The organism is Vibrio sp. YT-19(2023) (genome assembly GCF_033337395.1).
Window position 1 is genome coordinate 166,165 of sequence record NZ_JAWOQN010000004.1, and the last position, 25,762, is coordinate 191,926.

Genomic DNA, 25,762 nt, shown 5'->3' on the forward strand with positions numbered 1-25,762 from the left:
AAAATCTATCTTTAATAGAAGGTATATCTATTGGTGGAATGCTATGGAGTAGCAAAAAGAATGGTATGGAGTTTGGGTAGAATGCTATGGAGTTGGATTGTTTCTATCTTTTCGACTTTTACAAGATAATCTCACCACCTTGACGGTTTGCCAAGGCGGTGAATAAATCAGGTTTAGGTTTGAGCTTCGTTTGACTTACCTAAGCCCTTCATCAGCACATCAAACATCAACCCAGCAAAGCCTTTTGCAACAGCCTCATTAGATAGTAGTTTCATTGCCATTTCGTTATGAACATCCATACTTTCAATCACGGCATTGCTGATTGACTCTGGGAATTGCCCTAGCATCGCTTGTTCTTTGGTGTTGCTGCGAAGCTGATCCATTACCACTTCATTTTCTGATATTTTACCTGCAATGGTATTGGCGTAATTGAGCATATCATTTTCAGATAATCCATCTTCAATGAACAAATCGTTCATTCTCTCGATGATCTCGTTGAGCAATTCCGTTTTTGGATCTTTAGGCGCAGCACCAGAACCTTCTTTTGCCGCTGGTAGGTAAGGTTTAGGCTCTTCACCTATTTTATTACCTAGTTGCAAGTCTGCTTCACGCTGCTCGTGTAAACGGTAATGGGTCATTACCACATCAGACAGATCTACATCGTCTTCCACGATATCTAAGCGCAATAGTGGATGAAGGTGTTTAGCGAAGATACTGAGCTTTTCTAGTTCAAAATCATCAAAATTAACGATCTGAGAAGTAAACTCATAGTAGCGATAGAATGAGATTAAATCCTTCTTAAACACTTCCAGAATATCTCGTGCTTCTTTAGCGTGTTTGACGCTGTTTTCAGCGAACTTAATCTTCTTGTCGTTCTTTTCAATCTTCGCTTTGGATAATTCAGCCTGTGCCGATTGAAGCACCTGAGTGGCTTCTTTATAACGAACTGAGAAACGGTCAACGGCTGGTTTACACAAATTGGCTAGTTTGGCTTGATTAGCTTGTTTGTCGTTGTAAGTATCAACAAACGCTTCCACCTCTCGCCATTGGTAAATCCCGACCTTATCAAGCTTTTTCATCAGCTCATAGACGATGTTTGGATCTGACACGCCAGCTAGTTCAGCCGTTTGGAAGTAAACCTTAAACTCTGCCAAGATTTCTTCTGGGTCATTCACAAAGTCGAGAACAAAGGTCTTGTCTTTGCCCTTACACGTTCGATTTAGTCTTGATAGGGTCTGAATACATTCCACGCCTTTTAATGGCTTATCGACATACATAGCGACTAGCTTAGGCTGGTCAAATCCCGTCTGGAACTTGTTCGCAACTAACATTACCTGATAATCAGTAGTATCAAATGCTTTACGCATATCACGACCACGAAGATTTGGGTTCATATTCGTTTCAGTGAATGGCTGATCGGGTAAGTCTGGATCATTCACTTCACCAGAAAACGCCACCATTGCATTAACATTATCGTAGCCTTTAGATTGGACGTATTTTTCAAACGCTAGTTTGTAACGCACCGCCTCTAAACGGCTACTAGTTACAACCATTGCTTTTGCTTCACCGCCTAGCAAATGTTTCACTTTCTCGTTGAAGTGCTCAATGATAGTTTCCACTTTTTGAGCAATATTGTAAGGGTGTAAGCGAACCCATTTCGCCATTTTTGAAGCGGCTTTTTTACTATCCACTTCTTGGTCTAAATCTGGATTTTCGTGGGCAAGTTGGTAAGCAACTCGATAACTGGTGTAGTTTTGCAGAACATCGAGGATAAACCCTTCTTCAATTGCTTGGCGCATTGAATAAACGTGAAACGGCAACGGTTTGTTTGTATCACTTGCTGGTTCATCAAGATTTGGTCTGCGACCAAACAGTTCTAATGTTTTTGCTTTTGGCGTGGCAGTAAACGCAAAATAACTGAGCTTATTTGAGCCTTTACGAGCTTCAAGCGATAAGCGCAGCATATCTTCACTGTCTAGCTCTTCGTTACCGTCTAGCTGCTCTGCCATTAATACTTCACGCAATTTACGTGCGGTGGTTCCTGTTTGGCTAGAGTGTGCTTCATCGGCAATAACCGCATAGCTTCGACCTGCAAGGGTTGAGTCTTTGCGGATCGCTTCTAAGACGTGAGGGAACGTTTGAATCGTTACGATAATGATAGAGGTGCTTGCCTTTAGCTCTCCTGCTAATTGGCTTGATTTAGAGCCTTGCGCCTCTTCTCGATTAACACGAGCAATCATTCCTTCGTTATGGTCAAACTGATAAATCGTATCTTGCAACTGGCTATCAAGTACCGTTCGGTCAGTGATGACGATGACGGAATCAAAAACCTTATCCCCAGCCTGTTTTTCAAGCTCTGGGTGGTCGGTGTAGTAGTGTTTTGAAGCAAGTTGGTGAGACAGCCACGCAATTGAGTTTGATTTACCAGAACCTGCACTGTGCTGAATTAGGTATTTATGACCTGTGCCTTCGCTATCCACCGTTTTAAGCAGTTTAGAAACAACTGCCCATTGGTGATAACGAGGGAAAATCATTGTTTCTTTTGGCTTAATAGAACCGTCTAGCTGTTCAACATCTTTTACTTCTAGGTGAATATATCGGCTTAGGATCAGCAGTAGGTTATCTTTTTGGAAAATCTCATTCCAGAGGTAAGAGGTCGCATAGCTACCATCTTCTGGCACATCATTACCTTTACCACCGTCAGCCGTACCTTGGTCAAAGGGTAAGAAGAATGTCTTTTTGCCAGCTAAACGAGTGGTCATTGCCACATTGTATTGGCTCACAGCAAAGTGAACCAATGCACCACGTTTAAAGGTCAATAGCGGCTCTGGCTTACGAGTTTTTGGATCTTTGGGCTGCCTGTCCTTCATATATTGGACTTTAGCGTTATCGATCGACTGCTTAAACTCAGACTTCAGCTCACAAGTAGCAACAGGGATACCATTTACGAAAAGGGTTAAATCTAAACGCCCATCATAACCATTGGGTGAGTAGACCAGCTCAGGAACAACACGCAGAATATTTTGCTCATAACGTGCCGTTGCCGTTGGATTTAAGTCGTGATCAGGTTTGAAGCTACAAAGGTCAAACTTCGCTCCACGATTATTGAGTTTGTTTCGCAATACCCAAAGTGTGCCTTCGTTTTTAAGCTCCTGTTCCAATGACTTGAGCAAAGCGTCAGCCGTTGCATTTGGGTTACGCTCTGTATCTGGGAAGTGCTGTGCTAACTTGTCCCATTGCTCAGGTTGCGTGGCTTTTGCAAAAGCGATCACATCTTCAGGGTAAAGTGCCAACTCTTTGTTGTACTTGTTCGACTCGCCCAACAACCAACCTTGAGACTGCATCTGGTCAAGGATGTCGTTTTGGAATATTTTTTCTTGTGCCGCATCTGACATTTCAAATCCTATATATTTAAATTAAGCCTTTCACAGAGGTAGTACATTCCAAAAAGAAGCAGAGTGAGCAACTGCCAAAAGATAAGCAGGAATACACTTACAAACAGCCATTCAGCAATATGAAATTGGGACTCTAAAAAGCTTGGAACGGAAGTGATAGCCCCTACTTTTGCATAGATAATAAGAAATATGCTGTCTACGGTTAAGAAAGAAAATAACCGTAAAAGGAAATCTCTACGAGTCAAAGGCTGATCTGTGAGTTCGGTATTACCTGCCTTTATGTCGATAGTTGGAGCATCAATCATCTCTTGATCGATTATGGGGCGGTTAAAGGTAGCAATTGCAGCTAATGCAGCGATTAAAAAACCAGGTAAGCTAACAACAAACCCCGTCAAGTTTGCGACTAAGCCATTTTCCCCTATGACGTCATTGATCTCAGCTAACGATATTAGGATTAACAAACTGAATCCAGTAAGGAACGTTGGAATGATCCAGTTATAGACTTTCCCTGCTTGATGTTTAAGGAACAAGTAGGAGATAGGTCTGGTGAGTTGATAAGCAATTACGTCATATCTTTTCATAACTAAAGATGCTCAAGCATTTTCGCTGTGATTGGTTTATGAATGAGGTTCACTGAGGTCGTCAATATGTCATTAAAATCAGTGATTTTGACTTTTTTTACATATTTTTCAGAGTCGATTAATTGACCTGTATGTATGTCTATTTCGGCCGTATGGGATACATCTCCATCATCTTTAAATGACACCTTAATTGATTCCATATTCATTTCTTTAGCATCATTATTTCTAAATCGATCTATGAGCTTGTAATTACCACCAGCTTTCAAGATTTCATTTTTATCAATTTTAATAGGCAGTTGCACTTCTTTTACACTAGTGTGTTTTTGAGCATCATAGCCAACCACACTATCAATCTTTCCTGTAATAAGAGTTATCGTTTTCAAGCTACCGCCGTTAAGGTCATCTTCAAATTGCTTGGAGATATGACCATTAAAGTGGCAATGACAGTAGGTATTAATCTTTTTGATCTTCCCTTTGCTATCTAGAGCATTTTTAGGATGGTCTATTTCAAAGTCACCTTTGTTAGCCTTGGCAATTCTTCTAAAAAGCTCATTTAAGTAACTAGCGACTAGTTTTACAGGAAGTGCCGTTGATTGCTCATACAAAACAACCCAGCTACCATCCCCTGAAGGAACTGATTTAATAATGATATGAGAAGAAAAATCAGTTCCTACACCATTCTTCTTGGCATTTATTTTCCTAGTCGCTTCATCACCACCGATTTCCCTATGAACCTCATCTGCTAAAGATGTATCTGTAATATTAACTAAAAGTGTCCAACATTTTTTGGCTTTGTCTTGCTCAATATCTGCTAGATAAAGCTCTTTTTTATTGTTATCAGAGCCCCGTAAAAAATTGACATTGTTTGCTTCACGGATAGCCTCAATTTTGTTTAAAAGTTCATCAATCGTAAAGCGGTTAGTCAATCCATTAATTTTGGGTGTAGTTGTCTTAGTTTGAAGGTGCAAATCCAAGAACAATATAGTGCGTTCATTTTTCTTATCCATTTTGAAGTCCTTGTTCTTTGAAATTGAAACTTCTTACATCAATCTTTCCTGTCACTGCCGCTGAGATAAGGGCTGTTTTACGTTCTTTCATTAACTCAATAGCACTAATAGCTTTGGTTTCAAGATCTGAGACTGTTCTCAAGAGCTGTTTCAAATATTCAGCAATTTGGTGTTGCTCATCAATTGACGGTATAAAGCATTTGAAATCAAGCATATCAGCAACATTTAAGCTTGCTTGGTTTGCCGTTCCGTGGGCGTGTAAATCCAAATGATCTCGGTAAGCTCTAGTTTGTAACAGCAAAAACAGATAGTTTCTGTCAATCGCTTCCACAGTTGGGTCAAAAACAACCGTGTTTTGATTAAGTAGGGTTCCATCTAGCTCTTTTGGAACCATTGCAATTTGACCAACAGCACTATTCTTAACATCGGGCGTACTACCTACAGTGCTGAGTATGATATTACCTTGCTTCAAATATGCCTTGGGGTATTTTTTAGTAAAAGTTTCTGGAAGAAAAACGTCTGACTTCCTTAGTGATAACTGTTTAATATCACTAGCTTTTACAACTCTAATGCCGCTATCACAGAAGTCAGATGTACTAAAAGCAACACCTTTCCTTGTTTTGATAAATTGTTTAAAAGCAACCTTCCCCCAATGCTCAGGCACTTCACCCAACCATTCCACACCAGAATCTTTCATTGGTGTATCTGGGTTAAGCCCTTTGGTCACAGCGTGAGAGATCACCGCTTGGCGTTTTTCTTTTAACAGCTCAATCAGCTTTTCTTGCTTGGAGATTAAGGTGTCGATTTTGGCGGTTTCGTGATCGAGGAAGTTGGCGATTTTTTGTTGTTCTTCATATGAGGGAAAAACGAAACTTTCTTGCAAGTAAGCGTCTGAATCTAGGTTTTGTATCCCTGTTGTTTGCTTTATTGATGGGAAGTTGACCTTGCCAGTATAGAGCTGTGAAAATGCATATCGTAAAAAAGAGCTATCAAAACCTTTTTTAGGAGTCATTTTCGCAACAAAATTAGAGGTTACTGCTGGGTAATCCTTATCAAATAGTACAACGCAACCAACTAAAGTTTTATCACCACCACCACTTTTTTCAATAAGCAAATCTCCCTTTTTCAGTAAGCGAGAAGCTCTATCTTTAGGTTCGATTGCCCTAAATGTTAATTTATCATCACTGATGTTTAATTGGTTTCGGTTGAAATCGGCAACTCTCAAAACAATAAGATCATTTTCGCTATCTGGTTCACTACCCCAGATACCATTTGTTACTCTATCAATAGTGCGCTTTAATGAGTGGATAGACCAATTTTGAGGGACTTTACCTAGCCACTCTACGCCAGACTCTTTATATTCAGGATATGCCTTATAACGCCCAGTCATTATGAATGCACCTCTTGAAGAAGTTGCATAATCTCAGCCGATACTGCATCCAAATCAGCATCAATCGCCTCTAATGCTCTTGGTGGTTCATACACATAAAAGTGGCGGTTAAATGGGATTTCATAACCCACAACACCCACTTCACCATCAATATCATCGATCTTTTTCATATCAATCCACGCATCTGGAACGTGAGGTAGAACTTCACGAGCAAAGTATTCGTCAACGGTTTCAGTTAATGGCACATTCTCGTTATCACGCAGATCTGGGTTAGCTTCAACCTTGCCTTTTACTTTACATACTTCAGCTTCATCATCGTGTTCACCTAAGTGCTTCACAATCAATTTCTGTTGCGCTGCGGTTAGCTTGATGCCGTTCATTTTGGTAACAAAGGCTTTTAGGAAAGCATCACGAGATAACAGTTTCTCTTCATTGAATGAAGCTAGAGCTTCTAAAACCGCTTCTTGAACTGGCTCGCCTATTTTACCCCACGCTTTATCCGCTTGTAGTGCTTCAAGGCGGTGCTCATCTTTCGGGTAAATAGCCAATTTCAGAGGGCGTTCAACGGTAATTCTGCGGTAGCCAAACGCTTTATAGTCAAAGATTTTACTAAACTCGTTTTCGGCAAACTGACCGTAAGTTTGAACAATGGTATCAATCGCTTCAGGTGTGAGTTCTTTACGCTTACTACCTAACGATTTACGCATTGCTGCATAGAATACGTGTTCATCATTACCTTCTACCTCAGTACCGCCACTGCGACCACGACCGCCTGTTTTAGCTCGTTCTTTTGAAGCATTGATAAGTTGAACCTTACCTTTGCGGTTAGCAGGCTTGTGAGATGATAGAACCCAAACATAAGTCGCAATACCTGTGTTGTAGAACATATCAGTAGGCAGAGCCACAATTGCTTCAAGCAGATCATTTTCAAGAATATACCGTCTAATTTCGCTTTCACCGCTACCAGCACCACCTGTAAAAAGTGGCGAACCATTCAAGATAATACCGATACGTGATCCGCCTTCACTGACAGGGCGCATTTTGCTTACTAGGTGCATCAAGAACAGTAGTGAACCGTCAGACACTCGTGGTAAACCAGCACCAAAACGACCTTCAAAGCCTTTCTCGTTGTGCTCATCATTGATGAACTTTTGGATCTTCTTCCAATCCACACCAAATGGAGGGTTTGACAGCATATAGTCAAACTTCTCGGTGCGAAGTTGGTCATTAGATAAGGTATTACCCAGTTTGATGTTATCTACCTTTTGCCCTTTAATCAGCATATCCGCTTTACAGATTGCGTATGACTCTGGGTTTAGTTCCTGACCAAAAGCAGAAAGAGAGGCTTTGTCGTTAAGGTTATGAACGTATTCCATACCTGACGATAAGAAACCACCCGTACCAGCCGTAGGATCGTAAATAGAACGAACCAAGCCAGAACTGGTTAACTCTTCTTCATTGGCGAATAGTAGTGATGTTGTTAGTTCAACAATGTCTCTTGGTGTGAAGTGCTCACCAGCCGTTTCATTAGAGCTTTCAGCGAAACGTCTGATCAGTTCTTCAAACACCAAGCCCATTCCGTAGTTGCTAATGGTGTTAGGGTGAAGATCTGTTGTTGCAAAGCGTTTCGCTACTTTGTAAAGCAGATCCGCTTCTTCTAGTTTGTCGATGGTGTTGAAGAAATCGAAGTGCTCAAAAATCTCACGAGCATTAGGACTAAACGATTGAATGTAGCTCTCTAAGTTGCTCGCCACGCCTGTTTCACCAAGGCGGTTTAAATCCATTTTTGAAGTGTTGTAAAAGCTTAACTGCGCTGCGTGCGTCAGTAGCTTATCTTGTGCCTCAATTGGCATTGCCTTTACTGCTTCGTATTTTGCGAGAACATCTGGTTTTGTCGCTTCAAGCACACACTCTAAGCGTCTTAGTAGAGTGAAAGGGAGAATGATACGTCCGTATTGAGATTGCTTGAAATCACCACGTAGAAGGTCAGCCACCGACCATAAAAACGCTGCTGTTGAAGAGAAATTGTTGTTAGTCATTATAATCAGCACATTGAATATGAAAAATTGCGCTGATTATATCACTAACTTAGTGGTTAGGCCGTTGTATCCCCGCTATTTTTGTGATTTACCGTACTGCTTTATCTGAAGTTGACTCACCCACACCAAGGTCATTGAGGTTTGTGGTAATTACGGTGTTGTAAATCATCTTGTAGAGTTGTTTGATCACTTTCATTCGACAAAACATCGGTATCTGACTTTATCGCATCTAAACACGCTTCACGTTCTTGATTCTGGCTTTGTAACACAGTCTCTTTTTCTTTTGAAGAGTCGTTTTTACGAGGGTTATCAAAGGTATTAGCTGAGTAAAATTGTCTCAATTCCTTCGGCTTTTTCTTCTCCAGTTCAGCACAAGTAAACCCAGCATCTAGGGCGTTAGCGTAGCCTTGACGAGCTAGGTTGTGCTTATCTCTTCTGAGTAGATAAGTGAGATCTTTTTGAACCGCAGCCACATCAGTTTTGCTTATGATCTGTTTGGATAAAGCCGTTTTTAGCTCATCTATGCTGAGTGGTGATTTTATCTCTTTCAGATCCGCATAACTGAGCTGATGGGGGGTATCTGATTGAATAAAAAACAATAGTTCAGGATCTTTGTCATACGCCGCTTCCATCATACGCTTCAAAAAATCGGGACTTGAATTGGTTAGTGTTGCCGCTTGCCAGCCATTTTCTAGTGCAACGTTGATTGACAGGGCTAGATCATAGCTGTTGGTTGATGAACCAAACCTGATTTTGCTTCTGTCGCTAGATAGTACGATGTTGTAGTTGTAAGGACGGGCAACGATGTTCTTTTTGCCGAAATAAATCAGAATGTCGCCATTAATGTTGTTCCTTTGCTGTTTGTAATAGCGGTTAATGTTCTCGATCTGAAAATCCAGCATTTTACGCTGCTGCTTGAATGTCGCTCGTAACGATGGTGGTTTTTCTAATGTGTGAATGAAGTTAGGAAAACGCTTTTTGATCTTGCCTAGCGTCATAGAGCTAGAGATCTTACCACCAGAAATCGTTTCCCCTTTGTGATGGAACACTATTCCCTTTTTCTTGCCTAATTTGGCGTGTTTGAGTATCTCTACGGTGATTTCTTGTTCATCTAACTGCTCAATAAAATCAGCTTCATCGTTAGCTGACTTGTAGAGATTAAAAATGCGCTTTTTCACGGCTTCGAGCTTTTGGTTTACCTGTGTCTTTTCCGCTAGGCTTTGCTGAACTTGTTTATAAGAGGTGTGCTCCGCCATTTCAGCTTCATTTTGATAAGGCTCTTCCATTAGCAGATCATACGATTTACGTTTGATCTTGGTGAGTGGTGTGTCTTGCTCTTTCGCTGCGCTGAGGTTTTTCTGGTGTTTATAATCCGCTTCTAATTGACGGTTTTTCATTACCTTAGACATTGGATTGTTAGCTGGACGTATCTCATCAGAGATATTGTTACCCGTCAGTGTTAGGTTGTATTTACGTTCAATCTTTTCGCACGCTACACGCATTTTTCTCTTTGAGTTTTTGACACGCTGATACTCGCCACTGCTGTTGTGCATTCCCCTGACAAAATGGAAGTGCAAACGGCCACTATCGACTTGCGGATAGATAAGGTATGGGGTGTTTTGCATATCGTAAAGGCTTGATAATAGCTCCACGCTGATTTGTGCCAGCTTATCTTGAGAAAATCGGGCGTTATCTTCATCTTCAAAGGAGATCACTTCGTGAGCGTAAAGCTTGGTTTGACGTTTGTTTGTCGATTGGCTTTTGTTGAGCTTTACCTCTTCAATAAACCCATCCATAAAACCTTGATAAGCCGCTGGATCTGATATGTCGATAATGCCAAGGTTAGATAAGGCTTGAAGCAATCGAGGGTTGTCAGGCGAGTTAAGGTACTCCTTGGCTACAGTGTTGTATCGAATAATGTTTTTAAGTTGCTTAACCGTTCCCCCTTCGTGTAAAAGTTTCGCAATTGCCATTATTTACCTCCTTCCACGATAAAGGATTTAAACACTTTGTTTTTCAGTGAAGAGATCTGCATTGCCAGTTTTTTGAGTTGAGCGGTTTCTTGGGGAGTGATGGTTTTGCTGCTGTTAGCGAGTTTCGTCACTTGATTGAGGTTGTTACCGCAGCGTTTTAACTCCGTCAGGATTTCCAGTAGGTAAGCACTGTCTTGAATGATGGTTTTAGGCGGTTCGATTTTCTTACGGTGTAATAGTTTTTGAAACATCTCAAGCCAAGTTCTAGCTTTTAGTTGGGATTTAGCCAATTTCAGGGCTGATTTTTCCTCTTCATTACATCGAATGACTATTTTTGTATTGCTGCTCCTTTGTGTCATAACTTCCTCCTTGAACAAATACAATGAGTGTTAAGACGGTTGATAGAACGCTGGGTAGGCTTTTTATCGAAGATCGCTGACTTAAATTAGCTGCAAAATATCGAATGAAATGAGATTTTTCAGGTGATTTTAGATAGTGATCAGCACTCCTTTTTAAAACGTTTTTTCTGTTTTAAAACAAGTGGTTTGGGGAACCCAAGCCTCAACTTGCCTCTTCTTTAATTGTCTTAAACTCTTATACTCAACAGAGCATATTTTTAGGCGATGTCAAATTGGGAGACCTGGGTCCCCAGTGGTCCCAGAGCTGGTAAGCCCTTGCCAAACCTGATTTTTGTGGTATTTCAAAGGTATGGCTAGGAGAAAAATAATGAGCAAAAAAGATCACGAAAAGAGGCTGGAATTGACAGCGAAAAACGAACTACAGAAAACACAAAAATTGGCTGAGTCTGACTTTGTAAAAGGTCAGTTGAAAGAGATGATGAATAACAAACTGCGAAAAGATATTGTTATTCGTGATGATTTGCTCAAGGCTGGCGCAGAGCTGTCCCAAAAACTGACGGATAGAATTGAGGGAAGACAAGAAGCCTTAGATGAACTGGTCGCAATCATCGACACGCATCAAACCCATCTTTTAAGCACTTATGACATTGCTAAAGCAGCGATTGCCGAGCTTCGAAAATACAACCCCAAAAAAGCCAACGAGCTTGAAAACTCATTGGCCTTGAAGGTGAAGCAAAGCGGTTCTCAAACGATTAAGAAAAAGCGCCTGTAATGTAGTTGTATCGGTACAATGTGGGAGGCTAGTTGTCGCTTTCCCATATTTTTTTCATAAATGGTTCGGTTTGAACCTTTTCTTTCAAGCCCTTCATCATTAACAATTCCTCGGTAGCCGCTGAAGCTGGCCACTCCTCTTTCCACGGTGTGCCTTGAGTACGGTATTCGTAGTTCTTTGTCTTGCGGGAGTAGCCTAGATACTCAAGGGTAGGGACTTTTTCATCAAACCCTTCTGTACTTAAACTATGTTCATCAACAACAATTCTAAAGCCAAGTTTGTGCATTTCTAAGTTGTAGTTTTCTGGTGATAACACCAACTCTCTAGCCTCACGAGATATCGAACCTTTAGATAAGGTTTCTAAAGACGCTTTAATTTCATTTTCTTTTTCTTCTAGTTCTTCAATTTTTTCATATTCATCTTCTATCATAGATAGGGTAGCAAACATCCTTTTACCAGCTTGGCGTTGTTGTTCTAAGAACTCTTTTAGTTCGATTAGATACTCTCGACTTTTAATGAGGTCGCTTTCGATTTTGTGAAGTTGTTGTTGTAGTTCTTTGTTGGAAGTATGAGTAGAGTACTTTCTTAGTGCATATTTTTTTACTACAGTACTCATATAGATATGAATGATGAAGTAGGGAAATGTGGTCTTTCGGTTGCACGAGCGATCTCTTTGCTTTGAGCTACAACGAACCACAGGGGCACTGTTTTTTGATTTTTGAATGGACATACCTCGGCCACAAACACCACATTTCATTAAACCAGATAGAGGCCACTTACGGTCAGGTTTTACATTCTCATATAGCCTATTTTTATGAATTGATTGGACTTCATAGAAAATAGCATCGTCAATCGCTGCTTCATAGACACGATTTCCTCGCCAAAATCCTCTAGTTATATCAGCCTGAATCCAGCGCATAACTGTAGATGGGTTAATTTTTTGGATTGCGGTGTCTGGGTATTTTTCTCGAAGAGCGACAACAATTCTTTGTTGGCCCATCCCGTTTCTATACCAATGGAACATATCTTTGATGGCTTGGTGTAAATGATTAAGGGTTCCGTCATCATTAATCCAAAAGGGTTTTCTGATACGGGGAACAATACCTTGCTCACGAGCCTGTTTTTCTCGGCGACTATAGCTAGCTTTTACTTTTTCAGATCGCCACTGCGATTCTGAAAATGCTTGTTGAATCTCTACAAGAAGTCGAACCTGCTTATTCATATCGTTCGCAGCTTCGGGAGGGTACTCCGCTTTGTCTCGGACAGTAACTACAGTAATACCAGCTTCCCATAAGCGATCCATAAGATTACGTGCTTGTTTGAAGTTTTGACGAGTTAATCGTGAAAAATGTTCAACTAACACTAATGTGCCAGGTTGGATTATGCCTTCTTCGGCAGCTTGCAACAGCTTACCTAAAGAGCCTTTTTCTATGTGTTTGCCACTCCACGCCGACATTGCTTGGTCAACAAAACTATCTATGACAACTACATCAGGGTTTGCCTTCAACCAATCTTTTTGTGAATTGGTTTGTCTATCAATAGAGCTATTACCTACTTGCCTATCGCTGCTAAATCTCTGATAAGTAACAGCATATCTTTTTTTAATTTCAGTCATAGTCTAGCCCCTGCTTAGAAATTAACCTAAGTATAACCAATCTGCACACCTATGCCTACAGCTCGCACAGTAGGTGGTCTAACAAAATGGTTTGAAGGTTCTCTGGTTTCTTTGCTTCCTCTACCCATTCATCAGGTGTACTGCATTGCAGAAATTGGTTAATGGGAGCAAGAAGATCTTGATAGGCGTCTAGATTCATCATTTTAGTTTTAGTACTTCACATTTTTATTGGGCATATCCGTTGTCTTGCGGATAGAAAAAAGGCTGCAATTGCAGCCTTTCTTGACCTGAAGTGAATGTTACCACTTTTTCTTCTCGCCGAAGAGTGCTTCCATGTCATTGTCACGCTCTTTGTCAGCAATCTGCTGCATTTCGGCATCGCTTTTATCTTGGCGCTTTTTATCTAAGTCACCCAACATCTCTTCAAGCTTTTGTTTCGCTTGAATAGAATAAGGATCGCTCTTAGTGCTCAAAGCATCGATACCTTTACGCAGCAGTTGAAGCGCGGTGCCTGGTTGGCCACGAGCGATAGAGTCGTTTGCTCTTTTGATGACATTTTCAATGTTGATGCGAATTTGCATCGTTTCCAAGCGCGCATTTTCGGTGACGTAAGTCTGGGTATCCAATCGGCCTTTGTTGTGCTCGTTACGGATAGTGTCGCGAAGTCGTTTAACCAGCTTAAGCATGACGATAGCTTGTTTATCACTACTCGGCATCTTGAAAGTGGTACTCTCGCCAGTAGGGCCATTCTCTTTTAGCTGCGTAATCTGCTGCTTCATATTTTCGATACGTTGAGCAAGTTGCTTGTTCTTCGGGTCCAGCTCATGCATGCTCTCTAGCGCGTCAAGAATACGATTGTTTAGACACAGCAACAGCTCTTTACTAAAAGGGATATGGTGCGCATGACCAATCAACTCTTCAGTACCATCTATCAAGGCTACATATCGCGCTGATTCCTGCCTTTTTGCGGTTTCAACTTTAACCTTATATTGCAACATAATGTTATAGCCTAGGATTAACACCAGTAGGATGGCTACCAAAGCGATTATTAAACCAATATTCATATCTTTGCGTCTGCTTTACTTTTCTGCGGCTAGCGTTAAAGAATACATGAATCTTATCTTACTCGGCACCTTATTTGTTTGATTATTTTGTCTCTCCCACGTTTTAGTTACTGATAGAAGTCACATCATAGAACTTCGGTCATTTATTGGCTCAACTTTGTGCATATTGTTTCTTGCTTGAAGATTATTAGTATGTGATTGAGGTATAAGTTAGAAATTGCTGTTCATTTCGATTTGAACGCGTTATAACTAATTATTATATCGCTCGCTTGAGTGGCCAATAAACTCTCTCATGAATAAGTAAGGGATTACGATGAAACTGCAGCAGCTGAAGTATATTGTTGAGGTTGTAAACCATAATCTGAATGTATCTGCAACGGCGGAAAGCTTATATACCTCTCAGCCAGGTATCAGTAAACAGGTTCGGTTGCTGGAAGACGAGTTAGGCATTCAGATTTTTGAACGTAGCGGTAAGCACTTAACGCAAGTGACGCCAGCTGGAGAAGAAATTGTACGTATCTCTCAAGAAATTCTCGCTCGTGTAGAAAGTATCAAAGCGGTGGCTGGAGAGCACACCCATCCAGAAATGGGGACGCTGAATATCACCACGACACATACGCAGGCTCGTTATGCACTGCCAGATGTCATCAAAGGTTTTACTTCTCGTTATCCAAAAGTGTCGTTACACATGCACCAAGGTACACCGTCACAAATGTCTGAGGCGATAGCTAAAGGCACAGCGAATTTTGCGATTGCGACAGAAGCGCTTCACTTATATCAAGATGCCATCATGTTGCCTTGTTATCACTGGAATCGTTCAATAGTTGTGCCTAAAGACCACCCACTAGCGAAGAAAGACAAAGTAACGATCAGTGATCTTGCCGCTTACGCATTAGTCACTTACGTGTTCGGTTTTACTGGCCGTTCAGAGCTGGATACAGCATTCAACCGCGAAGGTTTAACCCCGCGAGTGGTGTTCACTGCAACTGATGCAGACGTCATTAAAACTTACGTTCGTATGGGTATTGGTGTGGGTGTGATTGCAAGCATGGCTGTGGATGAAGAGCAGGACGGTGACTTGATTGCAATAGATGCGAGCCATTTGTTTGGCGCGAGCACCACGAGCATCGGCTTCCGCCGTGGTACATTCTTACGCTCTTACATGTTCGATTTTATGGAGCGTTTTGCACCGCACTTGACGCGTCCAGTGGTTGAGCAGGCGATTTCGTTGAAGTCTAATGCAGAAATCGAAGAGATGTTTAAAGACATCGATCTTCCGGTCAGATAACACTTCATTGATGTTTCGATTCCCTCTACAATGCGCTCGTTGTAGGGGGAGCTATGAAAACGCAATTTCAATTTATTAATGACTGCTTAATCGAAAACCAATCTTTGTGGCGATTCGAGCCTTTTAAAAGCAGCATTCACACATCATTACCTTGGCAGGAGCAACATCCTCGACTGTGCCAATGGCTAGCGTCTCTTACTCCCTCTCAAATCGAAGAATACAAAGCAGCACCAGAACTCGCGTTAAAAGCACTTAGTCCGTTTTTGGCTGAGCTTGAACAACTCGCAGAACTGACTCACTTAGAGCTTTTGTCGTTGAACGGCTTGGAACTCGCTCGTGGTTTAGATAACGGTATTCCGGGACGTAAGTTGGAGCAAATTAGCTCGATGGGTGAAGCTGCAATTCAACAACACTGTGGCGAAGAATGGCTAGAATGGTGCTCAGGTAAAGGTTACTTGGGGCGAATCCTGACCACGCAAACCGATCAGCCTGTAACCAGCTTTGAATACCAACAAGCACTGTGCGATTCGGGGCAACAAGCAGCCAATGAACATCATTGGAAGATGACGTTTATTCAAGGCGACGCGTTTGATAGCAAAGCGAAAGCCGTGTTTAAGCCAACGCAACACGCAGTAGCACTGCATGCATGCGGTGACCTTCACGTTCGTCTAATGCAGTACGGCAGTGAAAATGGGATTGCTGCGATGACCATATCACCTTGTTGTTACCACTTGATTCAGTCGGAACAATACCAGCCGATGTCGGAATCGGGCAGGGCTTCTTCTCTCTCATTGTCTAAGCAAGAACTGCGTATCCCATTACAACAAACGGTGACGGGAGGAGAGCGCGTGCGTCGTCATCGTCAGCAGGAAATGATGTTTCGTCTTGGGTTTGATTTGATCACGCGACAAGCTTTGGGAATGGCAGAGTATCAGCCTGTGCCGAGTATCCGTAAGTCGCAATTAAGTGATGGTTTTGAAGCCTTATGTCGCTGGGCAGCGGAGCAAAAAGGCATTGTTCTTCCTCAAGAAATCGATTTCTCTCATTTTGAAAAGTTAAGCGAACAACGCTTCTGGCAAATGGAGAGAATGAGCTTAGTGCAACTTGTTTTTCAACGTCCGTTGGAGATCTGGCTCGCATTAGACAAAGTGCTTTATCTTGAAGAACGTGGTTACCGTGTTAGATTGTCAGAGTTTTGCCCTAAATCGGTCACGCCTAGAAATATTTTAATTTGTGCATATAAGATTTAGTTATTCTTTATAGCCAAACGCTCTATATGAAAAAGCCCACTTATGAGTGGGCTTTTGTAAACAAAACGTGACAAGTTATGTTTTATTTTGTCATTAATTAAACATAGCGATAGCTTGAGTTGGTTCAACGTATTCCAAGTCAAAGCTTTCTGCTACTTCTTTACACGTTACTTTTCCGTGAATAACGTTTAGACCTTCAAGGAAGCCTTTATCTTCTAGAAGTGCTTCGCGGTAGCCTTTATTTGCTAACTTCACGATGTATGGAAGTGTAGCGTTGTTGAGTGCAAATGTTGAAGTGCGAGCAACTGCGCCAGGCATATTTGCTACACAGTAGTGAACCACTTCATCAACGATGTAAGTTGGATCTGCGTGAGTTGTCGCGTGTGAAGTTTCGAAACAACCGCCTTGGTCAATTGCCACGTCAACCACTGCTGCACCAGGCTTCATCTTAGCAATGTGCTCTTTAGTGACCAGTTTAGGTGCTGCTGCGCCAGGAATTAGAACGGCACCGATAACCAGGTCCGCTTCTAGAACATGCTTCTCGATAGCGTCTTCAGTAGAATAAACCACTTTTGCGCGACCTTGGAATTCTTCGTCAAGCTTACGAAGTGTGTCTACGTTACGGTCTAGAATAGTGACGTCAGCGCGAAGGCCAACCGCCATACGAGCAGCGTTTGCACCAACAACGCCACCACCAACGATAACGACTTTTGCAGGTTCAACACCAGGTACGCCGCCTAGGAGTAGACCACGACCGCCGTGCGATTTTTCCAACGTTTGCGCGCCAGCTTGGATAGACATCCGACCTGCCACTTCTGACATTGGTGCTAACAGTGGCAAACGACCCATATTATCTGTTACAGTCTCATAGGCTATACAGACAGCTTTGCTCTTGATTAGCTCATCAGTTTGTGGAAAATCTGGTGCTAGGTGTAAATAAGTAAATAAAATTTGCCCTTCGCGGAGCATTGCTCTCTCTACTGCTTGGGGTTCTTTTACTTTTACAATCATGTCTGCTTGCGCAAATACGTCAGCAGCATGAGGGAGAATGGATGCGCCGACAGCGATGTAATCATCGTCTGAAAAACCAATGCCGGCACCTGCATTGGTCTCAACTAAAACTTGGTGACCATGTGAGATGAGTTCTCTCACGCTAGCTGGGATCATACCAACACGATATTCGTGATTCTTGATTTCCTTAGGTACGCCAATGATCATCCTGTATCCTCTTTCTATAATGGTTGTATTAACTGTTAGTAGGGTGTTATTGTCGAATTAATAACTAGTATAGTTATAGATTTGTAAAATTTGGCACCAAATATTAAAAAGTTGTAGTATATTTTTTTGCAAGGAAGTAATAAGGTGGAATAAAAAATGGCAGACAACTATAAAAAGCCGTCCAAGGAACTAGACCGTATCGACCGCAACATTCTTAATGAGCTGCAGAAAGACGGTCGTATTTCAAACGTTGAGCTTTCAAAACGTGTGGGACTTTCTCCAACGCCATGTTTGGAGCGTGTACGTCGCTTAGAGCGTCAGGGTTATATCACAGGGTATACTGCATTATTGAATCCGCAGTTCCTGGATGCATCACTATTAGTATTCGTTGAGATTACGCTAAACCGTGGTGCGCCGGATGTGTTTGAGCAGTTTAACTCAGCTGTTCAAAAGCTAGACGACATACAAGAGTGTCATCTTGTTTCAGGTGACTTTGACTATCTTCTTAAAACCCGTGTATCAGATATGGGTGCTTACCGCCGACTATTGGGCGATACGTTACTACGTCTACCTGGCGTAAATGACACTCGCACATACGTTGTTATGGAAGAAGTGAAACAATCTAACCAGCTTGTGATCAAAACTCGTTAATTTCTTGCAAAGAAAGCGGTATATGCTTCCGCTTTCGCCAGAGAGTAATTGGGTTTTTCTCCTTGATATGGTTAAATCAATTTACCGAGCGGCTTGATGCCGCTCGGAATGTTTTGCAATTTCCTATTTCATTTCCATATTCAAGTTGATTTATGTTCAAAGAGAACGCAAAGAAAGTCGAAACCATTATCAAAACCAGTGAAGAGCCCCAGTCTTCACGCTTAAATGGCTTCCAACGCTTAAAAGAGTGCTGCTTTATCGTTGGCGTTCTTAGCTCGGTATTGCTTGCGGTTGCACTATTTACCTTCAGTCCGGCCGATCCTTCTTGGTCCCAAACCGCATGGGGAGGGGATATCGATAATGCTGGTGGCCTTTTCGGCGCTTGGCTAGCCGATACTCTATTCTTCACATTTGGCTCTCTCGCTTACCCAATCCCTTTCTTGCTAGCGGCGGCTGCATGGGTGATTTGCCGTAAACGAGGAGAAGATGAGCCAATTGATTTCATGCTATGGGGTACAAGGCTGCTCGGTCTGGTCGTCCTTATTATGACCAGTTGCGGTCTTGCCGATATTAATTTTGATGACATTTGGTATTTTTCATCCGGAGGTGTGGTCGGGGATGTGTTGTCTAGCCTCGCTTTACCTACATTGAATGTACTCGGTACCACATTGGTATTGCTGTTCTTGTGGGGAGCGGGCTTTACGCTCTTCACTGGCATCTCATGGCTTAACATCGTGGAATGGCTTGGTGATCGTGCGTTAGCACTAATTGCCGCGCTTGCAAATAAGGCAAGAGGTTCAGAGCAGGAAGTTTTAGAACCTCAGCTTGATGAGTTTGTAGAAGACAAAGTCTCTACGCCTAAACATAATGTAGACCATGAAATTGATGATGAGCCGCTTCCTCATTTAACGGCGTACGATGTCGATGAACCGAAAGAGTCGGCGCCAGCGCATGAGTATCCTATTTATATGCCGCAAGCTAAACCTGATAAGCCTGCGGAACAGGCGATGGTAGAACCGACTCCACCACAACGCAAGGCTACGGTTAATGCAGCGCCAGTTTATTCTGAACCTGAGCCTCAAATACAACCTATCCATACGGTTAACACTGATAACGTTGATCCGCTCTTGGAACGCACCAAGCAACTGAATGTTACGATAGAAGAGCTTGAAGCAGCGGCGCAACAAGCAGATGACTGGGGAACTGAAGAACAGGCTGCCCCATCATTTGCAGACACTTATTCTTCCTATGTCGAGCAACATACAGCTACAGAAGAACCGATAAGTGTTGAACCAGATTATGCGGAGTACGAACAATTTGAAGCAGAGCAAGTACAGCAGCCAAGTATTGAGCATCCTGTACATGAAGAGCCTGCAATTGATTCTGCTGTATTAGATAGCATCACGGCGCAAACGGAATCGAGCCAACATATTGAGCCTACGATCTCTGACTTTGATGTGTTAGATGATGAAGACGAAGTGGAGTCTCAGCCTGCGCAGCAAGTACAGCCAACAACGCCTCATCAGCAAGTTGCAACACCTTCAACAACATTTGAACCTGCACCTCAAAAAGTGGAGGTAGAAGAGGTCCAAGACAACGACCAAGACGTTACCGCATTCCAAGATATGGTTTCCAATGCGCAAGCCAAAGTCGCTGCAACACAGAACCCATTTTTGGTACAGAAAGAAGAAAACTTGCCAGTTCCGGAAGAGCCACTCCCAACGCTCGAGTTGCTTTATCATCCAGAAAAACGTGAAAACTTTATCGATCGTGATGCGTTAGAGCAGGTCGCTCGATTGGTAGAGAGCAAACTCGCTGACTACAAAATCAAAGCCGATGTGGTTGGTATTTATCCTGGTCCAGTGATCACTCGTTTTGAGCTTGATTTGGCGCCGGGGGTGAAAGTAAGTCGTATTTCTGGTCTTTCAACTGACTTAGCGCGTGCATTGTCTGCGATGGCGGTACGTGTCGTGGAAGTAATCCCTGGCAAGCCTTACATCGGTTTGGAACTGCCAAACATGAGTCGTCAGACGGTCTATTTATCTGATGTCATCAGTAGCCCTCAGTTTGAGCAAGCAACGTCACCAACAACGGTTGTGTTAGGTCAAGACATTGCGGGCGAAGCTGTGGTGGCCGATCTTGCGAAGATGCCTCACGTGTTAGTAGCAGGTACAACAGGTTCTGGTAAGTCGGTGGGTGTGAACGTGATGATTTTGAGCATGCTGTATAAAGCAGGTCCAGAAGATGTACGCTTCATCATGATTGACCCGAAAATGCTAGAGCTTTCTATTTATGAAGGTATCCCTCATCTTCTTTCTGAAGTTGTGACTGATATGAAAGACGCATCAAACGCTCTACGTTGGTGTGTGGGCGAGATGGAACGTCGTTACAAATTGATGTCGGCATTAGGTGTACGTAATGTGAAGGGCTTCAACGAAAAATTGAAGATGGCAGCAGAAGCGGGCCACCCAATCCATGACCCGTTCTGGCAGGAAGGCGACAGCATGGATACTGAACCGCCATTGCTAGAAAAGCTGCCTTACATCGTCGTTGTTGTTGACGAATTTGCTGACCTGATGATGGTGGTAGGTAAGAAAGTTGAAGAACTGATTGCTCGCTTGGCGCAAAAAGCGCGCGCGGCAGGTATTCACTTAATTCTTGCGACTCAGCGTCCATCGGTTGATGTTATTACCGGTCTAATTAAAGCGAACATTCCAACTCGTGTTGCGTTTACGGTATCGACTAAAACGGACTCTCGTACAATCCTAGATCAAGGCGGCGCAGAATCACTACTTGGTATGGGTGATATGTTGTATCTACCGCCGGGATCAAGTCATACAACTCGTGTTCACGGTGCATTTGCATCAGATGATGATGTTCATGCTGTTGTAAACAACTGGAAAGCGCGTGGTAAACCGAACTACATTGAAGAGATCATCAGTGGAGATCAAACTCCAGAAAGTCTATTGCCAGGTGAGCAAATGGAAGCGGATGAAGATGTAGACCCGCTCTTCGATCAAGTTGTTGAGCACGTGGTTCAATCACGTCGAGGTTCGGTTTCCGGTGTTCAGCGCCGATTTAAGATAGGTTACAACCGTGCCGCCCGTATTGTAGAGCAGCTTGAAGCGCAGGGCATCGTAAGTGCTCCGGGTCATAACGGTAACCGTGAAGTACTGGCACCTGCGCCACCAAAAGATTAATGAACTTGTGTTACTCACCTCAGTCCAACTGAGGTGAGTGGTTCTAATAATAGGTATCTGAATGAAAAAACTATTTTCAGCGAAACTTTTCTCTGCGCTTGTTTTAAGCTTTTCCCTCTTTTCTACTGCACACGCAGCATCTCCTAAAGATGAATTAAACAAACGCCTTTCTATGAATGATGGCTTTAGTGCGGATTTCTCTCAGCAGGTTATCAGCCCTGAAGGCGAAACGGTTATGGAAGGAGAAGGTACGGTTGAAATCGCTCGCCCAAGCCTGTTCCGTTGGAGTACAACATTCCCTGATGAGAACCTATTGGTCTCTGACGGTAAGACATTGTGGTACTACAGCCCATTCATCGAGCAAGTGAGCATCTACTGGCAAGAGCAAGCAACAGAGCAAACGCCATTTGTTTTGCTAACGCGTAACCGAGCAAGTGATTGGAATAACTACAAAATATCTCAAAAAGGTGACCAGTTCACTCTCATTCCTACCGCAGTAGACTCCACACAAGGTCAATTCCAGATTAATATTGATGCCAAAGGTGTCGTGAAAGGCTTCAACGTGGTTGAGCAAGACGGTCAAAAAGGTTTGTTCACCTTTAACAACGTGAAGCTGGGTAAACCAAAAGCAGACAGATTCACATTCACAATTCCAAAAGGTGTGGATGTGGATGACCAAAGGAATTAATTGGTAGTGAGTAATTACACATTAGATTTCTCGGGGGACGAAGATTTTCGTCCCCTTGCTGCTCGTATGAGACCGGAAACAATCGAGCAATACATTGGACAGCAGCACATTTTAGGCCCTGGTAAGCCACTGCGCCGTGCGCTAGAGGCGGGTCACATTCACTCTATGATCCTTTGGGGACCACCAGGCACAGGCAAAACGACATTAGCGGAAGTGGCTGCAAACTACGCCAATGCTGAAGTAGAGCGTGTGTCTGCCGTAACGTCTGGTGTGAAAGAAATCCGTGCTGCAATCGAGAAAGCACGTGAGAACAAAATGGCGGGTCGCCGCACCATCTTATTTGTGGATGAGGTGCATCGCTTCAACAAATCTCAACAAGACGCGTTTTTACCGCATATCGAAGATGGCACGGTTACCTTTATTGGTGCGACGACAGAAAACCCATCGTTTGAGTTAAACAACGCATTGCTGTCACGTGCACGTGTCTACAAGCTAACGTCTCTCGATAAAGATGAAATCTCACTGGCGCTGAATCAAGCGATCAGTGACAAAGAGCGTGGCTTGGGCAATACACCCGCACATTTCGCTGATAACGTATTAGACCGCCTAGCAGAACTGGTCAACGGTGATGCTCGCATGTCTCTCAATTATCTTGAGCTGCTCTACGACATGGCAGAAGATAATGCGCAAGGTGAAAAAGAGATCACGCTTAAGTTGCTGGCTGAAGTGGCAGGGGAGAAAGTCTCTCGCTTCGATAACAAAGGTGATATCTGGTATGACTTAATCTCTGCGGTCCACAAATCCATTCGTGGCTCTAACCCAGATGCGGCGCTTTACTGGGCTGCACGTATGATTGCTGCGGGTTGTGATCCTCTTTATATTGCCCGTCGATTACTTGCGATAGCATCGGAAGATGTCGGCAATGCGGACCCTAGAGCCATGCAAGTGGCACTCTCCGCGTGGGACTGTTTTACACGCGTTGGTCCAGCAGAAGGTGAACGTGCGATTGCTCAAGCTATTGTTTATCTCGCGTGCGCTCCAAAGAGTAATGCCGTTTACGTTGCTTGGAAACAAGCGCTAACGGACGCTCATAACTTACCTGAATATGAAGTGCCGCATCACCTTCGAAATGCGCCAACCAGTTTGATGAAAGACATGGGTTATGGGGCTGAGTATCGTTATGCTCACGATGAGCCTGGTGCTTACGCAGCAGGTGAGCAATATTTGCCGCCTGAAATGGGCGATCGTAGGTACTATCAGCCGACAAATCGTGGTCTGGAGACCAAAATCGGCGAAAAGTTAGATTACTTGGCTACTTTAGACGCAAATAGCCCACAAAAGCGCTATGAAAAGTAGGCGTTTTTGGATACATTTGTTTAGTAAATTTTTTTAACGCGTACGCTTGGAAAGTGCGCGTGATTTCACAACAAAAAGCATAGGATTAACAATGCTGGATTCTAAATTACTTCGTACAGAGCTGGATGAAACAGCTGCTAAACTGGCGCGTCGTGGCTTTAAGCTAGACGTAGATACTATTCGTAAACTTGAAGAACAACGTAAGTCCATTCAAGTAGAAGTAGAAAATTTACAATCCACGCGTAACTCCATCTCCAAGCAAATCGGCCAAAAAATGGCGGCTGGCGACAAAGAAGGCGCAGAAGAGATCAAGAAACAAATCGGTACGCTAGGTAGCGATCTTGATGCGAAGAAAGTTGAACTTGAGCAAGTAATGGCTCAACTAGACGAATTCACGCGTTCTGTACCAAACATCCCAGCAGATGAAGTGCCAGATGGCAAAGATGAAAACGACAACGTTGAAATCTCTCGTTGGGGTGAGCCAAAGTCTTACGACTTCGAACTGAAAGATCACGTTGACCTAGGCGAAATGGGCGACGGTCTAGACTTCGCAAGTGCAGTTAAGATCACTGGCGCACGTTTCATCGTGATGAAAGGCCAATTTGCTCGTCTACACCGTGCAATCGCTCAGTTCATGCTGGATCTTCACACTGAAGAGCACGGCTACACAGAAATGTACGTACCTTACCTAGTAAACTCTGACAGCCTATTCGGTACTGGTCAGCTTCCTAAGTTTGGTAAAGATCTTTTCCACACTGAGCCGCTAGTAGAAAAAGTAAACGACGAAGAGCCACGTAAACTGTCTCTAATCCCTACTGCAGAAGTACCTGTAACGAACCTAGTTCGTGACACGATTTCTGACGAAGCGGATCTACCAATTAAGATGACAGCTCACACGCCATGTTTCCGTTCAGAAGCAGGTTCTTACGGTCGTGATACTCGTGGTTTGATTCGTATGCACCAGTTCGACAAAGTTGAGCTAGTACAAATCACTAAGCCAGAAGATTCAATGAACGCACTAGAAGAGCTAACAGGTCACGCTGAGAAAGTTCTACAACTTCTTGAGCTTCCTTACCGTAAAGTGGTTCTATGTACAGGTGACATGGGCTTCGGCGCTCGTAAGACTTACGACCTAGAAGTTTGGGTTCCTGCTCAAGAAACTTACCGTGAAATCTCTTCATGTTCTAACATGTGGGACTTCCAAGCTCGTCGTATGCAAGCGCGTTTCCGTCGTAAAGGCGAGAAGAAACCTGAGCTTGTACACACGCTAAACGGTTCTGGTCTAGCTGTAGGTCGTACAATGGTTGCTATCCTAGAAAACAACCAAGAAGCAGACGGCCGTATTGCAATCCCTACAGTACTTCAGAAGTACATGGCGGGCGCAACGCACATCGGTTAATTCATTAACCACTAGAACACCAAAACCCAGCCTTAGTGCTGGGTTTTTTGTTATCTGCGTCGAGTGAAAATTGATTATTACTAAGCTGCAATAGTGTTTTCGAATTTACCCTAATTATCTTGTTATTTGTAATCGATATAATCATCCACCTTACCACGGTAAGTAGATTTTCTCATTCAAGTAACGAGGAGGGCTTATGGCCGTAGGGTGGGCCAATGACGATAGCGTCAGCCAACAAATTCAAAACACAATAGACGACGAGATTTCCCGTGTTCGTGGCAGTATCGCAAGGGGTGAAAGCGCCCATTATTGCGATGAGTGTGGTGATGAGATCCCAGAAGCACGTCGTTTTGCTATGAAAGGCGTTCGTTTGTGTATCGAATGTCAGTCAACAATCGAATTGGTGTCTCAACGCCAAGCATTGTTCAATAGACGAGCGAGTAAAGACAGTCAACTCCGATAACTTTACTGCTCTAATAAATAACGAGACGGTTTGAGTCTCATACTCAAACCGTTT

The 25,762-nt window shown here is 43.0% G+C and carries 19 protein-coding genes and 1 pseudogene; 9 read left to right on the forward strand and 11 right to left on the reverse strand.

Translation table 11 applies throughout. From position 1 onward, the window contains the following. Positions 1-173: 173 nt before the first annotated feature. From R7E78_RS04925 to mobC, 7 genes are all read right to left on the reverse strand, one after another. Positions 174-3,395: a type I restriction endonuclease subunit R gene (locus tag R7E78_RS04925; RefSeq protein WP_318057709.1), complete on the reverse strand. Its 3,222-nt coding sequence runs from the start codon at positions 3,393-3,395 to the stop codon at positions 174-176. Between the two features lie 8 nt (positions 3,396-3,403). Then, a complete protein-coding gene (locus tag R7E78_RS04930) occupies positions 3,404-3,976 on the reverse strand; it encodes a hypothetical protein (protein ID WP_318057710.1) in 573 nt (190 codons plus the stop codon). A gap of 2 nt (positions 3,977-3,978) precedes the next feature. Then, positions 3,979-4,983 carry a hypothetical protein gene (locus R7E78_RS04935; protein WP_318057711.1) on the reverse strand — a complete coding sequence of 335 codons (1,005 nt, stop codon included), beginning with the start codon at positions 4,981-4,983 and terminating at the stop codon, positions 3,979-3,981. Continuing rightward, positions 4,976-6,373: a restriction endonuclease subunit S gene (locus tag R7E78_RS04940; RefSeq protein ID WP_318057712.1), complete on the reverse strand. Its 1,398-nt coding sequence runs from the start codon at positions 6,371-6,373 to the stop codon at positions 4,976-4,978. Before R7E78_RS04940 ends, R7E78_RS04935 begins: the two co-directional genes overlap by 8 nt. Further along, positions 6,373-8,412 carry a class I SAM-dependent DNA methyltransferase gene (locus R7E78_RS04945; RefSeq protein ID WP_318057713.1) on the reverse strand — a complete coding sequence of 680 codons (2,040 nt, stop codon included), beginning with the start codon at positions 8,410-8,412 and terminating at the stop codon, positions 6,373-6,375. The genes R7E78_RS04940 and R7E78_RS04945 overlap by 1 nt, the downstream gene beginning before the upstream one ends. Positions 8,413-8,543: 131 nt before the next feature. Further along, the gene (locus tag R7E78_RS04950; RefSeq protein WP_318057714.1) at positions 8,544-10,385 is read right to left on the reverse strand and encodes a relaxase/mobilization nuclease domain-containing protein; all 1,842 of its coding nucleotides are present in this window, start codon (positions 10,383-10,385) and stop codon (positions 8,544-8,546) included. After that, positions 10,385-10,744, reverse strand: coding sequence for a plasmid mobilization relaxosome protein MobC (gene mobC, locus R7E78_RS04955; protein WP_318057715.1), 360 nt, complete (start codon positions 10,742-10,744; stop codon positions 10,385-10,387). Before mobC ends, R7E78_RS04950 begins: the two co-directional genes overlap by 1 nt. Positions 10,745-11,111: 367 nt before the next feature. Here mobC and R7E78_RS04960 point away from each other — a divergent pair, with 367 nt between their 5' ends. Next, complete coding sequence (locus R7E78_RS04960; protein WP_318057716.1) at positions 11,112-11,516, forward strand: hypothetical protein; 405 nt, start codon at positions 11,112-11,114, stop codon at positions 11,514-11,516. 28 nt (positions 11,517-11,544) lie between these two features. Here R7E78_RS04960 and R7E78_RS04965 read toward each other — a convergent pair whose 3' ends face one another. The 3 genes and pseudogenes from R7E78_RS04965 to R7E78_RS04975 all read right to left on the reverse strand — a co-directional run bounded on the left by R7E78_RS04965 (position 11,545) and on the right by R7E78_RS04975 (position 14,195). Next, on the reverse strand, positions 11,545-13,131 hold the full coding sequence (locus R7E78_RS04965) for a recombinase family protein (RefSeq protein WP_318057717.1): 1,587 nt from the start codon (positions 13,129-13,131) through the stop codon (positions 11,545-11,547). 58 nt (positions 13,132-13,189) lie between these two features. Beyond that, a pseudogene (gene miaE / locus R7E78_RS04970) lies at positions 13,190-13,333 on the reverse strand (tRNA isopentenyl-2-thiomethyl-A-37 hydroxylase MiaE); the annotation flags it as partial. Positions 13,334-13,430: 97 nt separating this feature from the next. Then, positions 13,431-14,195, reverse strand: a complete 765-nt coding sequence (locus R7E78_RS04975) for a hypothetical protein (protein ID WP_005378247.1) — start codon at positions 14,193-14,195, stop codon at positions 13,431-13,433. A gap of 313 nt (positions 14,196-14,508) precedes the next feature. On the opposite strand from R7E78_RS04975, the gene cysB reads away from it, so the two are divergent. Together cysB and R7E78_RS04985 are read left to right on the forward strand one after the other, a co-directional pair. Continuing rightward, entirely contained in the window at positions 14,509-15,483 is a 975-nt protein-coding gene (cysB, locus tag R7E78_RS04980) for an HTH-type transcriptional regulator CysB (protein WP_318057718.1), read from the forward strand. A gap of 53 nt (positions 15,484-15,536) precedes the next feature. Then, positions 15,537-16,733 (forward strand): methyltransferase, encoded by a 1,197-nt coding sequence (locus R7E78_RS04985; RefSeq protein ID WP_213866923.1) that lies wholly within the window; start codon positions 15,537-15,539, stop codon positions 16,731-16,733. A gap of 93 nt (positions 16,734-16,826) precedes the next feature. Here R7E78_RS04985 and ald read toward each other — a convergent pair whose 3' ends face one another. Continuing rightward, positions 16,827-17,951: an alanine dehydrogenase gene (ald, locus tag R7E78_RS04990; RefSeq protein WP_005378241.1), complete on the reverse strand. Its 1,125-nt coding sequence runs from the start codon at positions 17,949-17,951 to the stop codon at positions 16,827-16,829. 156 nt (positions 17,952-18,107) lie between these two features. Between ald and lrp the strand changes: the two genes are divergently transcribed. The 6 genes from lrp (at position 18,108) to R7E78_RS05020 (ending at position 25,708) form a co-directional block, all read left to right on the forward strand. Next, entirely contained in the window at positions 18,108-18,602 is a 495-nt protein-coding gene (lrp, locus tag R7E78_RS04995; protein WP_005378234.1) for a leucine-responsive transcriptional regulator Lrp, read from the forward strand. Positions 18,603-18,754: 152 nt separating this feature from the next. Next, entirely contained in the window at positions 18,755-21,802 is a 3,048-nt protein-coding gene (locus tag R7E78_RS05000) for a DNA translocase FtsK 4TM domain-containing protein (RefSeq protein WP_318057719.1), read from the forward strand. Between the two features lie 61 nt (positions 21,803-21,863). Further along, on the forward strand, positions 21,864-22,490 hold the full coding sequence (lolA, locus tag R7E78_RS05005) for an outer membrane lipoprotein chaperone LolA (RefSeq protein WP_017634949.1): 627 nt from the start codon (positions 21,864-21,866) through the stop codon (positions 22,488-22,490). After that, on the forward strand, positions 22,491-23,846 hold the full coding sequence (locus R7E78_RS05010) for a replication-associated recombination protein A (protein WP_038889531.1): 1,356 nt from the start codon (positions 22,491-22,493) through the stop codon (positions 23,844-23,846). Positions 23,847-23,937: 91 nt separating this feature from the next. Then, complete coding sequence (gene serS / locus R7E78_RS05015) at positions 23,938-25,245, forward strand: serine--tRNA ligase (RefSeq protein ID WP_170890556.1); 1,308 nt, start codon at positions 23,938-23,940, stop codon at positions 25,243-25,245. Between the two features lie 196 nt (positions 25,246-25,441). Next, positions 25,442-25,708: a DksA/TraR family C4-type zinc finger protein gene (locus tag R7E78_RS05020; protein WP_017634396.1), complete on the forward strand. Its 267-nt coding sequence runs from the start codon at positions 25,442-25,444 to the stop codon at positions 25,706-25,708. Positions 25,709-25,762 lie beyond the last annotated feature (54 nt).

Bases quoted from the DNA above. Each gene is read 5' to 3' on its own strand.
- R7E78_RS04950 (WP_318057714.1), bottom strand. From the start codon at position 10,385: ATGGCAATTGCGAAACTTTTACACGAAGGGGGAACGGTTAAGCAACTT.
- R7E78_RS04945 (WP_318057713.1), bottom strand. From the start codon at position 8,412: ATGACTAACAACAATTTCTCTTCAACAGCAGCGTTTTTATGGTCGGTG.
- R7E78_RS04935 (WP_318057711.1), bottom strand. From the start codon at position 4,983: ATGGATAAGAAAAATGAACGCACTATATTGTTCTTGGATTTGCACCTT.
- R7E78_RS05020 (WP_017634396.1), top strand. From the start codon at position 25,442: ATGGCCGTAGGGTGGGCCAATGACGATAGCGTCAGCCAACAAATTCAA.
- R7E78_RS04985 (WP_213866923.1), top strand. From the start codon at position 15,537: ATGAAAACGCAATTTCAATTTATTAATGACTGCTTAATCGAAAACCAA.
- R7E78_RS04930 (WP_318057710.1), bottom strand. From the start codon at position 3,976: ATGAAAAGATATGACGTAATTGCTTATCAACTCACCAGACCTATCTCC.
- lolA (WP_017634949.1), top strand. From the start codon at position 21,864: ATGAAAAAACTATTTTCAGCGAAACTTTTCTCTGCGCTTGTTTTAAGC.
- R7E78_RS04965 (WP_318057717.1), bottom strand. From the start codon at position 13,131: ATGACTGAAATTAAAAAAAGATATGCTGTTACTTATCAGAGATTTAGC.
- cysB (WP_318057718.1), top strand. From the start codon at position 14,509: ATGAAACTGCAGCAGCTGAAGTATATTGTTGAGGTTGTAAACCATAAT.
- R7E78_RS04960 (WP_318057716.1), top strand. From the start codon at position 11,112: ATGAGCAAAAAAGATCACGAAAAGAGGCTGGAATTGACAGCGAAAAAC.
- serS (WP_170890556.1), top strand. From the start codon at position 23,938: ATGCTGGATTCTAAATTACTTCGTACAGAGCTGGATGAAACAGCTGCT.
- R7E78_RS04975 (WP_005378247.1), bottom strand. From the start codon at position 14,195: ATGAATATTGGTTTAATAATCGCTTTGGTAGCCATCCTACTGGTGTTA.
- ald (WP_005378241.1), bottom strand. From the start codon at position 17,951: ATGATCATTGGCGTACCTAAGGAAATCAAGAATCACGAATATCGTGTT.
- R7E78_RS05000 (WP_318057719.1), top strand. From the start codon at position 18,755: ATGTTCAAAGAGAACGCAAAGAAAGTCGAAACCATTATCAAAACCAGT.
- R7E78_RS04925 (WP_318057709.1), bottom strand. From the start codon at position 3,395: ATGTCAGATGCGGCACAAGAAAAAATATTCCAAAACGACATCCTTGAC.
- R7E78_RS04940 (WP_318057712.1), bottom strand. From the start codon at position 6,373: ATGACTGGGCGTTATAAGGCATATCCTGAATATAAAGAGTCTGGCGTA.
- mobC (WP_318057715.1), bottom strand. From the start codon at position 10,744: ATGACACAAAGGAGCAGCAATACAAAAATAGTCATTCGATGTAATGAA.
- lrp (WP_005378234.1), top strand. From the start codon at position 18,108: ATGGCAGACAACTATAAAAAGCCGTCCAAGGAACTAGACCGTATCGAC.